Consider the following 16,860-nt stretch of genomic DNA (forward strand, 5'->3'; position numbering starts at 1 on the left):
GTACCCCCTTGACCCCGGCCGCCGTCGCACGTTGGGTTTGAGCAAACAGAGCCGTGCCGGCAAGGACGCGGTCAGCGGCCGGTCGTACCTCTGGCTGGACCCTCCCCGGTGAACGTTGCATAATGAAATGTCGATGTGTCGGTTCGCGTCCGGATTGGTGAGGCAGGGTGATGGCACCGTTTCTCGATGACATGCAGTTCCACACCCGCCGGTACTTCTTCAATCGCGCCGCGGCAGGATTGGGTGGAGCGGCCCTCGCGTCGTGCCTCAACCCACAAGCGTTTGCAAACACCGCCGCCCCACCGCCAGTCGATGCCGCCGGCGCCCTGAAGACCTTCCACCACAAACCGACCGCCAAGCGCGTGATCTGGCTGTTCATGGCGGACGCTCCGTCGCAGCTCGATCTCTTCGACCACAAGCCGAAGCTCGCGGAATACTTCGACAAGGACCTCCCGGACAGCATCCGCAACGGCCAGCGGATCACGACCATGACCTCCGGGCAGACGCGGTTTCCGTGCGCCCCGTCGGTCTTCAAGTTCGCCCAGCACGGACAATCCGGGGCGTGGCTGAGCGAACTGCTGCCGAACATCTCGAAGATCGTCGACGACATCACGATCGTGAAGACGGTCAACACCGAGGCAATCAACCACGACCCGGCGATCACCTATATCCAGACCGGCAGCCAGATCCCGGGCCGCCCCAGCATGGGGGCCTGGGCGTCGTACGGAATCGGCAGTCCCAACGAGAACCTGCCGTCATTCGTGGTCCTGGTCTCTCGGCTCTCGAACGGGGCGACACCGCAGGCTCTCTTCTCGCGGCTGTGGGGCTCGGGCTTCCTGCCGACGCGGCACGCCGGCGTCAGCCTGCGGTCCTCGGGGGACCCGGTCCTGTATCTGAGCGACCCGGCGGGGGTCGACAAGGAGACGCGGCGGCGGATGCTGGACGGCCTCGCGGAGCTGAACCAGCAGCGGTACGCCGAGATGGGAGATCCGGAGATCGTCTCCCGGATTGCGCAGTACGAGATGGCGTTCAAGATGCAGACGTCGGTGCCGGACCTGACCGACATCTCGAAGGAACCCAAGGAGGTCCTCGATATGTACGGGCCGGACGTCACGTCCCCCGGGACGTTCGCCTACAACTGCCTCCTGGCCCGGCGGCTGGCCGAACGGGGAGTGCGGTTCACGCAGGTTTTCCTCCGCGGGTGGGATCACCACGGCAGTCTGCCGGGGAACATCCGCAACCTCGCCCCGCAGTCGGACAAGGCGAGCGCCGCCCTGATCTGGGACCTGAAGCGGTTGGGGCTGCTCGACGACACGCTGGTTGTGTGGGGGGGCGAGTTTGGCCGGACGGTGTACTCGCAGGGGACGCTGACGAAGGACAACTATGGCCGCGACCATCATCCGCGGAACTTCACGATGTGGATGGCGGGCGGCGGAGTGAAGAAGGGGCTTGTGTACGGCGAGACGGACGACTTCAGCTACAACGTGGTCGACAAGCCGGTGCACATCCACGATCTGAACGCCACGATCCTGCACTGTCTGGGGGTCAATCACGAACAGCTGACGTACAAGTTCCAGGGACGGGATTTCCGGCTGACCGATGTTCATGGCAAGGTCGTTTCCGACATCCTGGCCTGATCTCTTTGATGAGTCCTGGAAGAGAGTTCTCCGCTCGATGGACAAGAAGCAGCGCAAGCAGATTGAGGTGATCCGGACGCGGTTGCAGCGGCTGCAGCAGCAGTTGTCGGGAGCGCTCAAGCAGCGGGATGACCAGGCGGAGGTCGACAGGCTGAGGAAGGATGTCGCGACAGCGCAGGCGGAGCTTGATCGGTTAAAAATCGCCCCATAGCCGGGTCCAGGGGCACCCTGGTCAGGGGATGCAAGGGGGAGAATCCCCCTTGCCCGCCGGAGGCCTGGCCGTCGAGAGATGTCTGAAGGACTGAGTGTCCAAACGCGGACAACGTGTTGTATGCCCCGTCACCAACCCGCGGGGTTGCAAAGCGAGCGATGTGATGTGAGGGAGTCCTCGACGCTGATCCTATAAAGGGGACGTCCGTTGCTTACCACGGTTCCTCGTAGAAGTGCCTCCGGCGGCAAGGGCCTGTGTTGTTTCTCTGGGCCCCCTTGACCCCAGGCTGCCGGGGCACGTTGGGTTTGAGCTATCGAGCCGCGCCGGCGGGCGCGCCGGGTTCGCCGCTTTTTCCCGGAAAGCTGTTATCATTCCCGGCTTTCCCCATCGCATCCCCTCGTCCGCACTGCCTCGTCCGCACCCTCCACCGGACGAACTGCCCTTCCATGAATCAATCCGTCGAGACCTCCGCCGCCGCATCCGAAGCCGGTGAGGAGCGCGTCAGCCCTGAAGTCGCCGAGATCCGCCGCGAGGTCCAGCGCCGCCGCACGTTTGCCATCATCTCCCACCCCGACGCCGGTAAGACGACCCTCACCGAAAAGCTCCTGCTGTACTCCGGCTGCGTCGCCGAGGCCGGCGCCGTCCGGGGACGGAAATCGCAACGTGCCGTGACGTCGGACTGGATGGCGATCGAGCGCGAGCGCGGGATCTCGATCACCTCGACCGTCCTCTCGTTTGAGTACGAGGGCTTCCTCCTCAACCTCCTCGACACCCCCGGTCACGAGGACTTCAGCGAAGACACCTACCGGACCCTCACCGCCGCCGACTGCGCGGTGATGGTCATCGACGCCGTGAAGGGGATCGAGGCCCAGACCAAAAAGCTGTTCAAGATCTGCTCCGACCGCCGGATCCCGATCCTGACGTTCATCAACAAGGTCGACCGCCCCGGCTGCGATCCACTCTCGATCCTGAGCCAGATCGAAGAGGTCCTCGGCATCCACGCCATCCCGCACAACTGGCCCGTCGGGACCGGACGGGAGTTCACCGGCGTCGTCAACCGACAGAAGCGGGAACTCCTGCTGTTCAAGCCCGTGGCGCACGGCTCGAACAAAGTGCCGACCGACGTCCGGACGTTCGAGACCGCCGGCGACGTGCTGGACGCCGACCTGCTCGCCAAGGTCCGCGACGAGGTCGACCTGCTCGACTGCGCGGGGGAAGAGTTCCGCCAGGAGGACTTTCTGGCGGGCAAGGTGACGCCGGTTTTCTACGGCAGCGCTCTCAACAACTTCGGCGTCGAGGCGTTCCTGGCCGGGTTCCTCGCGCTCTCCCCGCCGCCGACGCCACGGATGTCGGACGCCGGACCGGTCCCGACCGATGGGCCCGACTTCGGCGGCGTGATCTTCAAGATCCAGGCGAACCTCGACCCGAGGCACCACGACCGCGTCGCGTTCATGCGGGTCTGCACGGGGAAGTTCAGCCGGGACATGGAAATCGTCCTCTCCCGCACGGGGGAGAAGATCCGCGTCAAACGGGCCCAGCGGGTCTTCGCCCAGGAACGCGAGACGATGGATGTCGCCTTTCCGGGGGACGTCCTGGGGGTCGTGATCCCCGGACAGTTCCGGCTGGGAGACACACTGAGCGAGGGGGAGCGGATCCGCTTCTCAGGACAGTGGCTCTTTCCGCCCGAATGCTTCGGGATCCTTCGCTGCACCGAGACCCTCCGCCGCAAGCAGTTCGACAAGGGGCTGTCGCAGCTCGTGGAGGAAGGAGCGATCCAGCTGCTGCACGAACCGTCGGCGATGTCCCGCGAGCCGGTGCTCGCCGCCGTCGGGCAGCTGCAGTTCGACGTTGTTCAGTACCGCCTGGAGGCGGAGTACAACGCCAAGACGACGCTGCAGCGGCTTCCCTATCAGTTCGCCCGCTGGATCTCCGGCGACGAGCAGGACATGGCGAACATCCGCATTCCGTCGACCTCCCGCGAGTTGCGGGACGAGGACGGCCGCGTCGTTCTGCTGTTCGAGTCTGAGGGGATGCTGCGGTACTGCCGCGATATGAACCCCAAACTGACGTTTACGGATACGCGGCCGGCGGGCTGAGCGGGTGCGTTTGCCGGATGGTGGCAGCGGACGAACAATCCATTGCACGACCCAACCGGGTCCAGGGGCACCCTGGTGGGGGGATGCAAGGGGGGCAACGCCCCTTTGCCCGCCGGAGGCCTGGCCGTTGAGAGATGTCTGAAGGAGCACGTGTCCAAGCGCGGGCGACGTGTCGTATGCCCCCTCACCAACCCGTGGCGTCTTCAGAGCGAGCGGTGAGTCCCCAACGCCGGTTCCACAAAGGGGACATCCGTTGTGTCCCGCGGTTCCGCGACGAAAGTGCCTCCGGCGGCAAGGGGTTACCCCCTTGACCCCGGCTGCCGTCGCACGTTGGGTTTGAGCAAGCAGAGTCGTGCCGGCGAGGATGTGGTTGGAGCGATCCGAATCGCTCGACCGACCACCATCCGGCGAATGCACCCGAACCGCACCATCGGGCTCAGGAGCCGCTGAACGAAAAAAGCCGCGCGGCGATCACTCGCTCACGCGGCTTCCGAAGGATTTCCGCTGAAGGGACACCTCACAACGCCCGGCAACCTACCAGTGGTAGTGGCCGGTGTTGTGAAAGTGATAGTGCCCCGGGACGACGTGGTAGTGGTTCCGGTGCGGGATCACCTCGGTCGGGTGGTAGTCCCAGTGGCTGGTGTCATGGTAGACCCCGCCGCGGTTCCACGATGATCCGTAACCGTATCCCGTTCCGTATCCGCCCCGGAAACCGGTTCCGTATCCGTACCCGCCGTAGTAACCGCCGCCATACCCGTGGTTGTGATGGTTGTGACCAGAGTGACCATGCCCGGCGTTCGCAGCGGTGGCTCCCGTCAGGATGATCGCCAATCCCAAAGTCAGTGCTCGAAACATCGTGATTCTCCTCATCAATCTCGATCAGTCCGGGGAGAGCGAAGTGCCAACCTCCCTTGTTACATGACGAGAATGCAAGGTCCGGGCCAAACGGCAGAAACTGCCGAATCCCAGGAGTTTTCGGCAAAGTTTCCCCAGACGGTGCCGCCGGAATGAGACGCCGCGCCGTCCAAATTAGGACACTTCCCGGAGCCGCGGAGCGGACAGGGCCGATCCGCTGACCGCTTCGTGCCCCGTGAGGATCTCGGGAGAAAAGTCGAAAGCGATCTCGGACCGCACGATCTGGACGTCCGCCGGGGCTTCGATGCCGATGCGGGCGCGGGAGCCGCAGCCGAGAACGGTGATCCGGATGCGGCCGTCGATGAGCAGGGACTCGCCGGGCTTACGGGACAGAACAAGCATGAGACTCTCCAGGTGTCGGGGCGCGGCGCTGCCGGCCCCGTGTGTTCGATGGTGTGGAAGAGGATTCCGGGAAGCGGCGGATCGACTCCTTCGCCGCGGGTCGCCAGACCGGGACGGGAAGCGCACAGACCGCCGCCACAAAAGCCGCGGCGTGCACGACGATCGAGCGCCCTCGCCAAGGCCCTCGATCGATCCGGCTCGAATGTCCCGCCGCATCACGCGGACGGAACCTCGATCCGGTCAGATCCAGTTCGTTCGAGATTGAGGAAGAAGACGCCGTGCCAACAGCATCACGGCATGCGCTCTCAGAAACGCCAGACCGCGACAGAGCGTCGGGTCCGTTCTCCAGTCGGTGATCGCCTCATCCACTGGCCGCTGCATCATCCTGATGAGCTCCTCGAAAGGAAGGGGGCGGAAGGAGGAACGCGGAAGGCAGAACCGGCTTCCACGCCGGGCGTGCGGTCCAACCCGCAACGCGATGCGAAGTCTAATTGGCGATGCCGGCCTGTCAAGAACAATCGTTCACTACTGTTGTTTTCTACAGGCAGCCGCGTGGGAGCCAGATAATTTCCACGCCGGGCGGTGGCACGCTCGCTCAGGGCGTCCGCAGAGCGCCATCGGCCAATTCCGCCGTCGCGATCGAGAACCTCCGCCGTCGACCGCCCCGATCGGGATCTCGATTGAACTCCCTGCCACGGGAGAACCGATCCAATCCCTACAACCGGACGCCGCGCTGTCGTGTCCGAAGAGCTGTGTCCGGACCGGAGACCGCGCGATGTCGTACGCCGATGAAACCTCGATTCCGAATCCGTTCGAGGCGGAAGAACTCGGCTGGGTCTTCGCCAGTCCGGAGCACGACGAAGCGCTTGCCCGCATGCACTTCGTGATCGAAGGGCGCCAGTCCTGCGGCATCCTGACGGGCCCGCCGGGAAGCGGAAAGTCGCGGCTGTTCCAGAAGCTCCTCGGAGACATCCGCCGCACCGGCCGCCAAGGAGCCCTGATCGATCTCTCCGGCCTCAACGCCGCCCGCCTGCTGGTCCGTCTCGACGCCGCACTCGGCCTCAACGGCGGGCTGCCGGCCGACTCCCTGTCGCTCTGGGACGCCGTGATGAACGGGATCGGCGGGCTCGACATGGCGGGCCTGGAGCTGGTCCTGCTTCTCGACCACGGCCAGCACGCCCATCCCGATGTCTGGCCCCTCCTCGATCAGCTCCTGACGCAGGGGACGCACGGCCTGACGATCCTGCTGGCGTCGCCACAGCCGCCGACCGGACTCTTCGCGGAGTTTGTCCGTCGCCACGGAGCGCTACGGATCGAGCTCAGCCGGTTTTCCCTGCCCGAGACCGCCCGGTTCATCCGCGCGGCGTTCGAACGGGTCGGCGCCGACGGCACTCCGTTTGACTCGGACGCGGTCCGCCGGATCCATGAGCTGACCCGCGGCGAGCCGCGACTGGTGAGCCGGCTCTGCCGCGTCGCCATGCTGGCCGCGACCGCGGACGGCGCGACAGAGATTCACGCTTCGCTCGTTGACGCGGCCGCGGAGGAAGTGCTGCTCGTGGCGACTTGAGTCAGGCGATTCGGCGGAAGCATTCTCCGAATCGGGACGTCGCGTTCGTCACCCAGTAGCGATCGCCCTCAAAACGAATATAGGCCAGCGTCCAATCGTCCCTCCACTGACAAGAGGTTCGGACGACGACGCTTGAGGAGTCGCTCGCAACGACCTCGTAGGGCTCCTCACTGAGCTCGCTGGGATCAAAGCCGCTGAGAATCTGCTCCGGCGTCCAGCGGACGATCATTTTGCCAAACAGGCTCTTGAACTTCCGGAGCTTCGCCGGAGGCATTCCCCGGTCAGGCTTCCAGTTGCGGAACGTCCTCCGAGTATCGGACTTCCAGGTTCCGAGCAGCCGCTTGTCGTACGTCGCCGCTTTCGCCGCCATATCGAGTTACCGCCCGTTGAGAAACCACAGCCGCCAGACTCTCAGTGCGTGAGCGCGACAGTCGCGGTCTTCTCCAGGGCTGGCATCTCGACCTCCGGTTCGATGCTGACGAGCACCGACTTGAAGGCGGGCGTCTTCGAGAGCGGATCGACCGCGTGCGGGACCAGGACATTCGACTCGGGGTAATACATCGCCGCATTGCCCGGACGGATGTCGATCTCGCGTACGAGAATGTACCGCATCTCCCCCGCCTCGCTGCGGATCGCGACCCGCTGGTCGACCTTGAGGCCGAGCCGGCGGATGTCCTCGCCGCTCATCAGGATCACATCCCGCCGCTCCTGGCCGCGGTAGAGGTCGTAGTCGTCGTAGACGACGCTGTTGAACTGCCCTTCCGAGCGGAGGGTCATCATCCGCAGGTGGCCGTTCAGCGGCGGACGCTCCGGCAGCGGGACGGCGTGGAACTTGGCTTTGCCGCTCGCCGTCGGGAACTTGTACTCGGAGACGGCGCGGCCGGGGACGTGGAACTCCTTCTTCTTCTCCCCAAGCCCCTTGAGGTCTTCATAGCCGGGGATCAGTTCGGCGATCAGCTCGCGGATCGCGGCGTGGCTCTCCATTTTTTTCCAGTCGAGCCGCGTGTCGCCGGCGAACAGACGCTGGCCGATCGTCGCCAGGATCGAGACCTCGCTCCGCGGGCTGCTGAACCGCTGGATCCCGCCGTCGCTCAGGCGGACGTAGCTGAACATCGACTCCTGCGTCGTCGGCTGCGTTTCCTCGTCGCGGGGGAGGACGGGGAGGATGATCGTCTCTTTGCCGGTTCCCCAGGCGTGGCCCGTGTTGAGGGTCGTCGAGAGGTAGATGATCGTGTCGATCTTCTGCATCGCCTCCAGGGCGTGCTTCGCATCGGGGTTGCTGCCGTAGAGGTTTCCGCCGAGGCAGAACGCCACGTCCATCTCGCCGCGGTGGGCCGCTGTCATGCAGGCCATCGTGTCGAGGCCGGGGCTCTTGGGGACTTGGATCCCGAGCCGCCTCTCGAGGCGTTCGAGCATCGAGTGCTTGAGAGCCGGCGTAACGCCGACCGAGCCGAGCCCCTGGACGTTGCTGTGGCCGCGGATCGGCATGAGGCCCGCGCTCTTGCGGCCGACCATTCCCCGCAGCAGCGCGAGGTTGGCGATCGTCAGGACGCTCCGGGTGCCGTGGAGGTGGTGCGTGATCCCCATGCACCAGCCGATGACCGCGTTCTTGGCGGCGAGGTACTGCTCCGCGATGTCCCGGATCTCCGCCCGGCTGACGCCACTTTCCTCCGTAATCCGCTCCCAGGGTGTTGCCTGGACCTGGGCGACGAACTCCTGGAAGTTCTCCGTGTGCTGTTCGATGAACGCGGTGTTCTGGGCGTTCCGTTCCAGGATCTCTTTGGCGATCCCGGTCAGCATCGCCAGGTCGCCGCCGATGTGCGGCTGGACGAACGTGCTGGCGATGTCGGAGCCGAAGAGCATGCTCCGGACGTCGCTCGGGACGCGGAACTTCGTCAGGCCGAGTTCTTTGATCGGATTGACAACGATGATCTTGCCACCCCGCCGCCGGAGGTGGGCGAAGGTCTTCATCAGCCGGGGGTGGTTCGACGACGGGTTGGCTCCGATGAGGATGTAGAGGTCCGCTTCGTCGAGGTCGTCGAGTTTGACCGTTCCGGCTCCGGTGCCGATGGCCATTCCGAGGCCGACGCCGCTGGCCTGGTGGCAGTAGTACGAGCAGTTGTTGACGTAGTTCGTGCCGAACAGGCGCGACAGGAGCTGGAGCAGGAACCCCGCTTCGTTCGAGGCTCGGCCGCTGGCGTAGAAGAACGTCCGCTGGGGACCGGCGGTCTGGAGCTTGGCGGCGATCTTGTCGAGGGCTTCGTCCCAGGAGATGACGCGGTAGGTCTTCTCGCCGGGGGCGAGGTAGAGCGGTTCGGTGAGGCGGCCGGACTCTTCGAGTTGTTTGGGGGTGAGGGCGCGGAGCTGGTTCAGGGGGGTTTTCTGGATCCAGTCGAGGCGCATTCCTCCCTGCATGTCGGAGGCCATGGCCTGGAACGACTTTTTGCAGACCTCGGGGAAGTAGCCCCCCTCGTTGACCATGCCGCCGAGCTGGCCCCCCATGCCGACAGCGCAGGTCTTGCAGGCGTTTTTGGACCGCATGGCGGTCCACATTTTCCACCAGCCGACTTTGTGGCTCAGCTTGAGGCTGTAGAGGATGGCTCGCCAGCCGCCGCCGTGTTTGGGTGCCTTGAGCGCCACGCGTTGTCTCGCAACGAAACTAGAGAAACGGGTCGACGAAGGCGCTTTGCTGTCCGAGCGTGGGGCGCTTTCGCATCGGGGTCATCTGATTCAAGTATCGGCCAGTGGGGCCGGTGAATCAATGTTGATGCGATTTGCGCGTACGACGTCCTTGCCGACACAGCGTTGATAGCTCAATCCCATCGTGCGACGGCAACCGGGGTCAAGGGGGCAACCCCTTGCCGCCGGAGGCGCTTCCATGAGGAACCGCGGGACACAACGGACGTCCGCTTTGTGGGAGCGGCGTTGAGGACTCACCGCCCGCCTTGCAATCCCCGGGGGTTGGTGAGGGGGGGCATCCGACACGATGTCCGCGTTTGGATACTGACGCCTTCAGACATCGTCCGACAAGACAGGCCTCCGGCGGGCAAAGGGGCGTTGCCCCTCTGCACTCCCCACCAGGGTGCCCCTGGACCCGGTGAAAAAGAGTTCGCTACCGCAGCTCCACGGCTTCCGGATACTGCGTGGTCGGTACCGGTGGCGGTGCGAACGGATTCCCATACCGCTGCTTCTGCACCGCAGCACCAAACCGGTCCTTCGAGATCTGGACCTGCGATCGCTGCTGCACAAACCCCAGCGGACGCGACTGCGTGTCCGGCCCCATCCGCGAATCGGGATACGGATCCTGAACCTGCGCTTCCCGCCGCTGATACTCCGAACCCATCCACGTGCAGGTCGGGAACCGCGTCGTCGCCGGCGAACACCCCGTCACCACCGCGGAAACCGCGATCAGCGCCAGACACACGGCGGCAGGAGGACGGGTGAACACCAGAGACTCGCGGCAGATTCGGTAAGGAATCGGTCAAAGACCGGCGGAATCTACCGCAGAACGTGAAAACGAGACCAGACGAGTTTTCCCGCCCCCGCCGGCCTCCCGCGAGACCCCCGCCCGAGCACTACAGCTCATCGTCCGGAAGCCGCGGCCCCGTCGTCACGAGCAGCCCGAAGCCCGTCACGAGCATCGTGACGAACGAAGTCATCATCAGATATTCCCAGGCGCCCGGCTGCGCCGCGTTGTCACGCCCCACGAGAGCGATCGTGCCGGCCATCCAGACCAGACCGGTCAGACCGCTCAGCGTGGCCATCGTTCCAAGGGCCGTCAGGCTGAGATTCCGGATCCACCGCATGTGTGAAACTCCTTGTGTGAGGACAGCAGCGAAAACGGATTCCCTCCGCCAACGGATCAATCCCAACCGCGCCGATTCTCCGGAACCTCAACTCGCCGCGGGAGTTAACGGAGCCAACGCCCGCCGGAGGAGTCTCAGGACCCTCGCCGATTGGGAAAAGCCTGCGGCCGCGCCCCGCCGCCGGTCGTTATCCCTGCGAACAAAACGGATGAAGGAATGTCCTTCCGGCGGTAACATGCCCGTTTCGCCGAACGAAAGTCGCCAGTCGGCGCGTTGAGAACGACCCAGGAGTGAAAGATGTCCCGCAAGGGTGAGATGTTTGCCGGTCTGACCGTGGCCCTCGTCACGCCGTTTCGCGATGGCAAGGTCGATGAGGCCGCCCTGCGGAAACTGGTCGACTGGCAGGTCGAGCAAGGGACCAACTGCGTCAGCCCCTGCGGGACGACCGGCGAAAGCCCGACCCTGACCCACGACGAGCACGAGCGGGTCATCAAGATCGTCTGCGAACAGGCCAAGGGACGCGTCCGCGTCATGGCCGGCACCGGCTCGAACAGCACCCTGGAAGCGATCCGCCTGACGAAGGCGGCCAAGGCGGCCGGAGCCGACGGGGCCCTGATGGTCGCCCCCTACTACAACAAGCCGATGCAGGACGGCTTCTACCGGCACTTCGCCGCCGTCGCCGAGGCGTGCGACCTGCCGATCGTCCTCTACAACATCCCCGGCCGCACCGCCAAGAACATGGAGCCGGAAACGATCTGCCGGCTCGCCGAGATCCCGACGATCGTCGCCGTCAAGGAGTCGACCGGCTCCATGGACCAGGCGTCGCAGATCCTCTCCGGCAGCCGCCTCACCGTCCTCTCCGGGGACGACAGCCTCACCCTCCCGCTCATGTCGATGGGTGGCAGCGGCGTCGTGTCGGTCGTCGGCAACATCGTCCCGAAGGACGTGCTGGCGATGATCGCCGCCTGGAAGGCGGGCAACATTGCCGAAGCCCAGAAGTCGCACCACAAGCTGTTCCCGCTCTGCCGCGACATGCTGAGCCTCGCCACGAACCCGATCCCGCTGAAGGCCGCCATGGCCCGCTTGGGTCGCGACACCGGCGAGGTCCGCCTCCCGCTGACGCCGCTCTCCGAGCAGGATCAGGTGAAGCTGGAGAAGACCCTCAAGACGTACGGGCTCCTGTAGGACGAGGGACCAGGATCGAGGGAATAGGGTCGAGAGACTAGGGACGGGCGGACAGGACGTGTTCGCCCATCCCGAAAGAGGAAAGGAGGAAGCGATGCTCGATCGATGCGCTACGCTGCGTCGGCGATGCCGTTTCCTCTCCCTGACCTCGCTCCGCGGCCTCGTTGCGGCGAGCGCTCTCGCGGGATGGGTGTCGACCACCGACGCCCAGGAGACCGCTCCCGAGAAGAAGGCCAAGCCGGCCGAGACGGTCGAGCCCGGTGGCATGACGTCCCCGGATGAAAACCCCTTGCAGCAGATCGCCCGGGGGATGCGCGACGCGGGGACCCGGCTGGAGAAGGGGCAGCTCGACGAAGAGACGCGCCAGCTCCAGCGGAAGATCGTCGCCGATCTGGAGAAGCTGCTGAAGCAGCAGGGTTCGTCCTCCTCCGATTCGCCCCCCTCGGGTGGCTCCTCGCAGTCGCCCGAGTCCCCGCAGGACGGGCAGCCGTCCGATCAGTCCCCTTCGGATCAGAAACCCTCCGGCAATCCCCCCTCCGCGGCGGGCGGCTCGGGAGGGGGCGGGAACCAGCGGCGCTCCGATCAGGAGAACGCCGCCGAGTCTCAGGAGCGGACCGAAGGGGGGATCCCGAGCGACGCCGAGCGGAAGCGGCAACGCCAGGTGCTGACCGACGCCGTCTGGGGGCACCTCCCGCCGGCTGTCCGCGAGCAGCTCAACCGGTCCTTCAACGATCGCTACCTTCCGGAGTACGACGCCCAGATCCGCCGCTACTACGAGGCGCTCGCCACCCGGCGCCGCAAAACCTCGTCCGGGATGACCGCCCCCGCCCCTGACGCGGAGTCACGACAGCCGTGATCGGGTCCCTGCTGGGTCCGCTCCGCCGCTTCCCTCCCATCCATCTGCTGCGGGTGGGAATGTTCGTTCTGGTTATCGCGCTGATCCACGGGCAGCACCGGAAGTTTCTGGCCCGGACGCAGTCGCAGTCCCTTCACGCCATTCCTCTCGAACGGACGCAGCAGTTCTTTCCCGCCGCGGCCCAGTACGGCGACGCCTCCGCCGAGGGTGGACTGACGGTTCTTTCCGCGGAGAAAGAGCTGCTGGGCCAGATCCTCCAGACGTCGCCGACCAGCGACCGGTTCGTCGGGTTCTCGGGCCCCACCAATGTCCTGATTGCCCTGGCCCCGGATGGCAAGGTCCTGGGGGCGGAGATCCTGAGCAGCCGCGACACGCGGGAGCATGTCGGCCTGATCTCCCGCGATGCCGCGTTCTGGAATCAGTTCCGGGGACGCAGTCCCACGGCCGTTTCTCAAGGTCCCCACCTCGACGGAGTCACCGGCGCCACGCTGACCACGATTGCCATCCTCCAGGGATGGGAGGCCCGCTTCGGCGGGGCTGTCCAGACATCGAAGTTCCCGGATCCTCCCCGGCTGGCGGACGTTCAAAAACTGTTTCCGGAGGTGACCGAGGTCTCCCGGCTCGATGCGAGCGCGATGTGGTCCGTCCAGAAGGGGCCGCAGACGATTGGAACCCTGCTGCGGTCGAGCCCCGCCGCGGACGAGATTGTCGGCTACCAGGGACCGACCGAGACGCTGATCGGAGTCGACTCGGCGGGCAGGATCACCGGTGTGGCGCTGGGCGTCACTTATGACAACGAGGAGTACGTCGCCTACATCCGCGGGGACGACTACTTCCGCGAGATCTGGAACGGCCGGACGCTCGCCGATGTCGCGCAGTCGGATCCGCTCGAGGAAGGCTTCGAAGGGGTGTCGGGCGCGACCACGACAAGCCTCGCCGTCGCCCGCACGCTGATCGAGGCCGCCAGGGTGACCCAGGCTGCTCCCGCGCAATCGGAGACCGCCAAGGCCACCGTTCCCTGGAACACGGTCGGATCGCTCACCGTCATCGGCTGGGGTCTGCTCGTCGGCCTGACCTCTCTTCGACGCCGATGGTGGGCACGGCGTCTCCTGCAACTGGCGATCGTGGGATACCTCGGCTTTACGAACGGCGAACTGCTGTCGCAGGCGATGCTCGTCGGGTGGGCGCAGAGCGGCGTCCCCTGGTCGAGTGCGACCGGCCTCGTGGTGCTGACGGTCGCGGCTTTCCTCGTTCCGCTCCTGACGCGGCGCAACGTCTATTGCAGCCACCTCTGTCCGCACGGAGCGATCCAGGAATGGCTCCGCCCCTCGGGCCGCCGCACGTGGCATGTTCCCCGCGGCGTGGCGCGGTGGCTCGGCCTGATCCGCCCGCTGCTCCTCCTCTGGATCCTCGCCGTCGCACTCCTGCACTGGCCCTACAGTCTCGTCGACATCGAGCCGTTCGACGCCTATGTCTGGCGGGCCGCGGGCTGGGCCACGGTCGCGATCGCGATCGCGGGGCTCGTCGCCTCGGCCTTCGTTCCGATGGCGTATTGCCGCTACGGCTGCCCGACGGGGGCGGTCCTCGATTACGTCCGCACGCATGGGACGGCGACGCAGTGGACCCGCCGCGACACGCTTGCCCTGACCCTCTCGCTGGCCGGAGCGGCGCTATGGCTCTGGAGCTGAGATTCCATCGCTCGCCGATCGCTGCCGTCCTCCGTCGGCCGGTTCTTCTGCTCGTCGCGTTCCTGGTCACGATGGCGAACACCACGACGAGTCGCGGGGATGACGTCGTCCTGGAAGGGAGGACGATGGGAACAACCTGGACGATCCGCCTCGCCGACGGCGTGCGTCCTCAAGAAAACGCCTCCCTCGCCGAGCCAAGCGAACTCCGCGAGACCGTCCAGCAGGAACTCGATCGCCTCGAAGGGATCTTCAGCCTCTACCGCGCGGATTCGGAGATCTCGCGTTGGAACGACCAGTCGACGACCGACTGGATCGACGTCTCGGAGGACTTCGCGCAGGTCACCCTGTCCGCCCTCGACGTCGCCGCGCGAACCGGGGGAGCCTTCGATCCGACGATCGAGCCACTCGGTCGGCTCTGGGGGATCCGCGAACTTGTACCGATCTCGCCACCGGCTCAGTCGCTCTCAAGAACGGACCTTCCGCAGGTCGGGTTCCAGCTGATCGAGGCTGCGCTCACGCCGCCCCGGGTTCGAAAATCGCATCCGGCGGCGCGGCTAGATCTCAATGCCCTCGTCGAGGGGTATGCGATCGACCGCCTCGCCGAGATACTGCAATCTCGGGGAGTCGATTCCGCGCTGGTCGGCCTCGGGGGAGAGTTCTGCGGCATTGGACAGACCGTGCGGGGCGAGCCCTGGCGGATCGCGATCGAGTCGCCGCACGATCCCAAGGCAATCCTGGCGCGCGTCCCGCTGCAGGACGGAGCGGTCTCGACGTCGGGCACCTACCGACAGGAACGGCAGCAGGCCGACGGCGCAGCGACGTCGCACATCTTCGACGGCCGGACGCTCTCACCGGTCCGTCACGACACGGTCTCGGTTACCGTCGTTGCCGAGACGGCTCTCGAGGCGGATCGCTGGTCGACAGCGCTCCTCGCTCTCGGAGCGACGGAAGGCCGCGCGGTTGCGGACACCGAGAACTTGGCGGCCCTCTTCGTTCACCGCACTCCTCCCGTTGTGGAGCTCAGCACTCCCGGACGCTCCCGCATCCGGCTGCCGATTTCCGACACCCCGGAGGGAGAGTCGCCACCGCCGCCCGAGCGCTCGTTCTCGTGGGGGTACGCCTACGTGGCGGCGGTGCTGATTCTCGTCGTAGCGAAATCCTTCTCGCGCTGGAGACCCCGCGGGACGACTGGCAGCAACTGAGAGGCAATGCGTTACGAAAGCGGCGTGGAGATTTCCAGGAGGTCGACGGCCGGGCGGCGGTTGCAGAAGATCGTCGCCATGCGGCCGTACGTCCATGTCCCCGGCTCAAAGTTCATGACCTTCGCCAGCCGCGGCGCGGCCTGGACATGCAGGATCGCCCCCAGGTCGATGTGCCGGAGGACGTTGTGCTGGATCAGCACGCGCCCCAGCGGCGTCTGGCCGCGGATGATCTCGTCTTTGACCGCCTGAGTGACGAACTCGAAGTTGAACTGGACCAGTCCGTACTGGACCACGCGATCGGTCCCTTCGCGGGTCAGGAGGATCTCGCGGCTGTAGGTCTCCCCTTCGCTCTTGTTCTGGAGGACATGGACGTCGACCCGGCAGTGATGGAACTCCTCCATCGTGACGGTCATGTGATGCTCATGGACCAGCAGCCGCTTGTAGGGCTCGGGCGTCGTCGACGAGGGGATGTGCTCGACCGACTGAAACAGCTCTTCGCCTTCGAACAGGTGGGTCAGCTTCCGGAGTTCGTCGAAGGGATTCATAGGCGGGACTGCGACGGAAAAGGCCGGGTGGGGACGAGCGCGGGGGTCGGGGATCGAATCGGGACGTGAGACTTCTGTGGTGGAGGCGGGCAGGATGTCGGAGGCGGGGAGGCAGGCACGCGGCGGCGCGGCGTGCCCCATCCGGTCGTCGAGGCGACCAGATGGGGACGATCACGACAGCGAATCGGCACGGGACGTCACGGTTCGAACGCGTCTCCGCCGGATGCACACGGGGCGTTCGCAACCGATGCGGTCGACCGGCGGATGGTGACTACTTGGCGGCGGCGAGGACGGCGTCGTAGTTCGGGTGCGTCGAGATTTCGGAAACGTACTCGACGTGCTTCAGGGTTCCCTGGGGGTCGACGACGAAGATCGCCCGTGCGAGGCAGCGGTCGAGCTTTCCGCCGTCGATCAGGACGCCGTAGTCCTTGCCGAACTGGGTGGTCCGGTGATCGGAGAGGGTCGTGACCTTGTCGCATCCTTCGGCGCCGCACCACCGCTTCTGGCCAAAGGGGAGGTCCGTGCTGACGACAAGGACGACGGCGTTCGGCAGGTTGGCGACTTCGTCGTTGAACCGCTTCGTCTCGGCGTGGCAGACCGAGGTGTCGAGGGACGGGATCGTGGCGATGATCCGGGTCTTCCCTGCGCTCTCGGCGAGTGTGACGTCTTCCAGGCCGGAGGACTGCAGGACGAAATCCGGGGCTTTCTGCCCCACCTTGAGTTCTGTTCCCGAAACCTGAACGGGGTTGCCTTTGAGCGTGATCGTCGGCATTGCAATCTCCTTGCAGACCAGTGGGCCAGCCCAAGTAT

General features: G+C 65.6%; 16 protein-coding genes. 8 read left to right on the top strand and 8 right to left on the bottom strand.

Annotated elements, in window-relative coordinates; translation table 11 throughout:
- Positions 1 to 170: 170 nt before the first annotated feature.
- The 3 genes from VT03_RS11700 to VT03_RS11705 all read left to right on the top strand — a co-directional run bounded on the left by VT03_RS11700 (position 171) and on the right by VT03_RS11705 (position 3,944).
- Entirely contained in the window at positions 171 to 1,637 is a 1,467-nt protein-coding gene (locus VT03_RS11700) for a DUF1501 domain-containing protein (protein WP_075093146.1), read from the top strand.
- A gap of 37 nt (positions 1,638 to 1,674) precedes the next feature.
- Positions 1,675 to 1,848 (top strand): hypothetical protein, encoded by a 174-nt coding sequence (locus VT03_RS33425; RefSeq protein ID WP_156514437.1) that lies wholly within the window; start codon positions 1,675 to 1,677, stop codon positions 1,846 to 1,848.
- 446 nt (positions 1,849 to 2,294) lie between these two features.
- Positions 2,295 to 3,944, top strand: coding sequence for a peptide chain release factor 3 (locus tag VT03_RS11705; RefSeq protein ID WP_075093147.1), 1,650 nt, complete (start codon positions 2,295 to 2,297; stop codon positions 3,942 to 3,944).
- Positions 3,945 to 4,478: 534 nt separating this feature from the next.
- Here VT03_RS11705 and VT03_RS11710 read toward each other — a convergent pair.
- Both VT03_RS11710 and VT03_RS11715 read right to left on the bottom strand, forming a co-directional pair.
- Positions 4,479 to 4,799 carry a hypothetical protein gene (locus VT03_RS11710; protein WP_156514438.1) on the bottom strand — a complete coding sequence of 107 codons (321 nt, stop codon included), beginning with the start codon at positions 4,797 to 4,799 and terminating at the stop codon, positions 4,479 to 4,481.
- Between the two features lie 174 nt (positions 4,800 to 4,973).
- Positions 4,974 to 5,201: a carbon storage regulator gene (locus VT03_RS11715; RefSeq protein WP_075093149.1), complete on the bottom strand. Its 228-nt coding sequence runs from the start codon at positions 5,199 to 5,201 to the stop codon at positions 4,974 to 4,976.
- Positions 5,202 to 5,976: 775 nt separating this feature from the next.
- Here VT03_RS11715 and VT03_RS11720 point away from each other — a divergent pair.
- Positions 5,977 to 6,768 carry an AAA family ATPase gene (locus VT03_RS11720; protein WP_075093150.1) on the top strand — a complete coding sequence of 264 codons (792 nt, stop codon included), beginning with the start codon at positions 5,977 to 5,979 and terminating at the stop codon, positions 6,766 to 6,768.
- A 1-nt stretch (position 6,769) separates the two neighbouring features.
- Here VT03_RS11720 and VT03_RS11725 read toward each other — a convergent pair whose 3' ends face one another.
- The 4 genes from VT03_RS11725 to VT03_RS11740 all read right to left on the bottom strand — a co-directional run bounded on the left by VT03_RS11725 (position 6,770) and on the right by VT03_RS11740 (position 10,574).
- A complete protein-coding gene (locus VT03_RS11725; protein ID WP_075093151.1) occupies positions 6,770 to 7,138 on the bottom strand; it encodes a hypothetical protein in 369 nt (122 codons plus the stop codon).
- A gap of 41 nt (positions 7,139 to 7,179) precedes the next feature.
- The gene (locus VT03_RS11730) at positions 7,180 to 9,408 is read right to left on the bottom strand and encodes an FdhF/YdeP family oxidoreductase (RefSeq protein ID WP_075093152.1); all 2,229 of its coding nucleotides are present in this window, start codon (positions 9,406 to 9,408) and stop codon (positions 7,180 to 7,182) included.
- A 472-nt stretch (positions 9,409 to 9,880) separates the two neighbouring features.
- Positions 9,881 to 10,216, bottom strand: a complete 336-nt coding sequence (locus VT03_RS11735) for a hypothetical protein (RefSeq protein WP_075093153.1) — start codon at positions 10,214 to 10,216, stop codon at positions 9,881 to 9,883.
- Positions 10,217 to 10,343: 127 nt separating this feature from the next.
- Complete coding sequence (locus tag VT03_RS11740; RefSeq protein WP_075093154.1) at positions 10,344 to 10,574, bottom strand: hypothetical protein; 231 nt, start codon at positions 10,572 to 10,574, stop codon at positions 10,344 to 10,346.
- 297 nt (positions 10,575 to 10,871) lie between these two features.
- Between VT03_RS11740 and dapA the strand changes: the two genes are divergently transcribed.
- From dapA to VT03_RS11760, 4 genes are all read left to right on the top strand, one after another.
- Positions 10,872 to 11,759 carry a 4-hydroxy-tetrahydrodipicolinate synthase gene (gene dapA / locus VT03_RS11745; protein WP_197489308.1) on the top strand — a complete coding sequence of 296 codons (888 nt, stop codon included), beginning with the start codon at positions 10,872 to 10,874 and terminating at the stop codon, positions 11,757 to 11,759.
- A gap of 94 nt (positions 11,760 to 11,853) precedes the next feature.
- Complete coding sequence (locus VT03_RS11750) at positions 11,854 to 12,615, top strand: hypothetical protein (protein WP_075093155.1); 762 nt, start codon at positions 11,854 to 11,856, stop codon at positions 12,613 to 12,615.
- Positions 12,612 to 14,303, top strand: a complete 1,692-nt coding sequence (locus VT03_RS11755) for an FMN-binding protein (RefSeq protein WP_075093156.1) — start codon at positions 12,612 to 12,614, stop codon at positions 14,301 to 14,303. The genes VT03_RS11750 and VT03_RS11755 overlap by 4 nt, the downstream gene beginning before the upstream one ends.
- Positions 14,288 to 15,505, top strand: coding sequence for an FAD:protein FMN transferase (locus tag VT03_RS11760; RefSeq protein WP_075093157.1), 1,218 nt, complete (start codon positions 14,288 to 14,290; stop codon positions 15,503 to 15,505). The genes VT03_RS11755 and VT03_RS11760 overlap by 16 nt, the downstream gene beginning before the upstream one ends.
- Before the next feature lie 11 nt (positions 15,506 to 15,516).
- Here the strand turns inward: VT03_RS11760 and VT03_RS11765 are convergent, their stop codons facing one another.
- Together VT03_RS11765 and tpx are read right to left on the bottom strand one after the other, a co-directional pair.
- A complete protein-coding gene (locus tag VT03_RS11765; protein WP_075093158.1) occupies positions 15,517 to 16,050 on the bottom strand; it encodes a hypothetical protein in 534 nt (177 codons plus the stop codon).
- A 271-nt stretch (positions 16,051 to 16,321) separates the two neighbouring features.
- Complete coding sequence (gene tpx, locus VT03_RS11770) at positions 16,322 to 16,822, bottom strand: thiol peroxidase (RefSeq protein ID WP_075093159.1); 501 nt, start codon at positions 16,820 to 16,822, stop codon at positions 16,322 to 16,324.
- Positions 16,823 to 16,860: the final 38 nt, after the last annotated feature.

This window comes from Planctomyces sp. SH-PL14 (assembly GCF_001610835.1).
Taxonomy (GTDB): domain Bacteria; phylum Planctomycetota; class Planctomycetia; order Planctomycetales; family Planctomycetaceae; genus Planctomyces_A.

Bases quoted from the DNA above. Each gene is read 5' to 3' on its own strand.
- VT03_RS11725 (WP_075093151.1), bottom strand. From the start codon at position 7,138: ATGGCGGCGAAAGCGGCGACGTACGACAAGCGGCTGCTCGGAACCTGG.
- VT03_RS33425 (WP_156514437.1), top strand. From the start codon at position 1,675: ATGGACAAGAAGCAGCGCAAGCAGATTGAGGTGATCCGGACGCGGTTG.
- VT03_RS11705 (WP_075093147.1), top strand. From the start codon at position 2,295: ATGAATCAATCCGTCGAGACCTCCGCCGCCGCATCCGAAGCCGGTGAG.
- VT03_RS11715 (WP_075093149.1), bottom strand. From the start codon at position 5,201: ATGCTTGTTCTGTCCCGTAAGCCCGGCGAGTCCCTGCTCATCGACGGC.
- VT03_RS11760 (WP_075093157.1), top strand. From the start codon at position 14,288: ATGGCTCTGGAGCTGAGATTCCATCGCTCGCCGATCGCTGCCGTCCTC.
- VT03_RS11710 (WP_156514438.1), bottom strand. From the start codon at position 4,799: ATGTTTCGAGCACTGACTTTGGGATTGGCGATCATCCTGACGGGAGCC.
- VT03_RS11700 (WP_075093146.1), top strand. From the start codon at position 171: ATGGCACCGTTTCTCGATGACATGCAGTTCCACACCCGCCGGTACTTC.
- tpx (WP_075093159.1), bottom strand. From the start codon at position 16,822: ATGCCGACGATCACGCTCAAAGGCAACCCCGTTCAGGTTTCGGGAACA.
- VT03_RS11720 (WP_075093150.1), top strand. From the start codon at position 5,977: ATGTCGTACGCCGATGAAACCTCGATTCCGAATCCGTTCGAGGCGGAA.
- VT03_RS11740 (WP_075093154.1), bottom strand. From the start codon at position 10,574: ATGCGGTGGATCCGGAATCTCAGCCTGACGGCCCTTGGAACGATGGCC.
- dapA (WP_197489308.1), top strand. From the start codon at position 10,872: ATGTCCCGCAAGGGTGAGATGTTTGCCGGTCTGACCGTGGCCCTCGTC.
- VT03_RS11765 (WP_075093158.1), bottom strand. From the start codon at position 16,050: ATGAATCCCTTCGACGAACTCCGGAAGCTGACCCACCTGTTCGAAGGC.
- VT03_RS11750 (WP_075093155.1), top strand. From the start codon at position 11,854: ATGCTCGATCGATGCGCTACGCTGCGTCGGCGATGCCGTTTCCTCTCC.